General features: G+C 68.1%; 2 protein-coding genes. Both read left to right on the top strand.

The features are described 5' to 3' along the window. Nucleotides 1-314: IS66 family insertion sequence element accessory protein TnpB (tnpB, locus tag AC3WOE_RS30435; protein ID WP_492696281.1), on the top strand; the 314-nt coding region annotated here is incomplete at its 5' end. A 40-nt stretch (nucleotides 315-354) separates the two neighbouring features. Beyond that, nucleotides 355-1944, top strand: coding sequence for an IS66 family transposase (gene tnpC / locus AC3WOE_RS30430; protein WP_492696283.1), 1590 nt, complete (start codon nucleotides 355-357; stop codon nucleotides 1942-1944). The last annotated feature ends 35 nt before the right edge of the window (nucleotides 1945-1979 follow it).

The raw sequence follows: 1979 nt of genomic DNA, 5'->3' as shown, positions 1-1979 counted from the left end.
TGTGGCTGGCGGTCGAGCCGCTGGACATGCGGGCCGGCACCGAGGCTGCCCTTCGGCGCGTCGTGGCTGTGTTCGGCGCAGCGCGCCCTCACCACGCCTACTTGTTCGCCAACCGCCGGGCCAACCGCATGAAGGTGCTCGTGCATGACGGCATCGGCGTGTGGCTGGCGGCCCGCCGCCTAAACGCCGGCCGCTTCGTCTGGCCCCGTGACGTGTCTGGCACGTTGAGCCTGAGCCGCACTCAGTTCGACGCCCTGGTGCTGGGCCTGCCTTGGCAGCACGTCGGCGAGGCCGGCGTCATCACGCTGCTGTAGCACCGCGTCCATTGCGGCATCTGCCGATGGGCAGCATGCCCTGGGGCTAGCAGCATCACGTCTCGTGATTGCCGACGACCTCGACACGCTCGATGCCCAGCAACTGCGCGACGCCCTGCGGTCTGCACGCGCCGAAGCGGCGTTCAAACAGGCCGTCATCGACAAGCTCACCCACGAGAACGCCATCCTCAAGCGGCTGAAGTTCGCCGCGCAGAGCGAGCGCTTCAGCGCCGAGCAGAAGAGCTTGCTGGACGAGACGTTGGACAGCGACCTGGCGGCGGTGGCCGCCGAGATTGAGGCGCTGCAACCAGGACGCGCCGCGGGCGAGCGGCAGCAGCCTCGGCGTGAGAAGCTGCCGGCGCATCTGCCGCGTCGCGACGTGTGCCACGAGCCCGAGAACACCACCTGCGGTTGCGGCCAGGCCATGCAGCGCATCGGCGAGGACGTGGCCGAGAAGCTGGACTACCAGCCGGGCGTCTTCACGGTGGAGCGCCACATCCGCGGCAAGTGGGTGTGCAAGTGCTGCGAGCGCATCGTGCAGGCGCCGGTCGCGCCACACATCATCGACAAGGGCCTGCCGACGACAGGCCTGCTGGCCCAGGTGCTCGTGGCCAAGTACCTGGACCACCTGCCGCTGTACCGGCAGGAGGCCATCTTCGAGCGTGCCGGCCACGCCATCTCGCGCTCCACGCTGGCGCAGTGGGTCGGCGAGTGCGGCGTGCAACTGCAGCCCCTCGTTGACGCGCTGACCGCCGAGCTGCTGCGCCAGCCGGTGTTGCACGCTGACGAGACGCCGGTGGCCATGCTCAAGCCCGCCGGGCAGCGCGATGGCAAGACCCATCGGGCCTACCTCTGGAGCTACTGCAGCACGCAGTTCAGCACGTTGCAGGCCGTCGTCTTCGACTTCGCCGACAGCCGTGGTGGCCAGCACGCCCGTGACTTCCTCGGCTTGCCGGGAACGCCGGGCAAGCCAGCTTGGCAAGGCAAGCTCGTCTGTGACGACTTCGCCGGCTACAAGGCTTGCTTCGAGCTGGGGGTGACCGAGGTCGGCTGCATGGCGCACGCCCGGCGTAAGTTCCATGAACTCTGGGCCAACCACGGCAGCCAGGTCGGCGAGCTGGCGCTGAAGTTCTTCGGCCAGCTCTACGAGGTCGAGCGAACCACCGCCAACGCCGACAGCACGACTCGGCTTGAAGCCCGCCGAGCCGCCCGGCCGCTGGCCGATGCCCTGAACCAGTGGCTGCGGCAACAGCGCCAGCGTGTGCCGGATGGCTCAGCCACGGCCAGGGCCATCGACTACAGCCTCAAGCGCTGGGCGGCGCTGACACGCTACCTCGACGACGGCGATCTGCCCATCGACAACAACTGGGTGGAAAACCGCATCCGGCCCATCGCGCTGGGGCGGCAGAACTGGCTGTTCGCCGGCAGTTCGCGCGCGGGCAAGCGGGCAGCGGCCGTGATGAGCCTGATCCACTCGGCAAAGCTCAATGCGCTTGACCCCTATGCGTACTTGTGTGATGTGCTGGAGCGACTGCCGACGCAGCCCGCCAGCCGGATCGACGAGCTGCTGCCTCATCGCTGGAAAGCACCGACGATCAGCTCGGCTCCTTGCGGCACAGGCAGTAGATGAACTTCTGCACGGTGCCGAAGGGCGTGTGATGCTCT

This window comes from Roseateles sp. FW305-36 (assembly GCF_058787015.1).
Note: the sequence above shows the minus strand (reverse complement) of the source record. Positions and strands in the feature narration are given on the sequence as shown.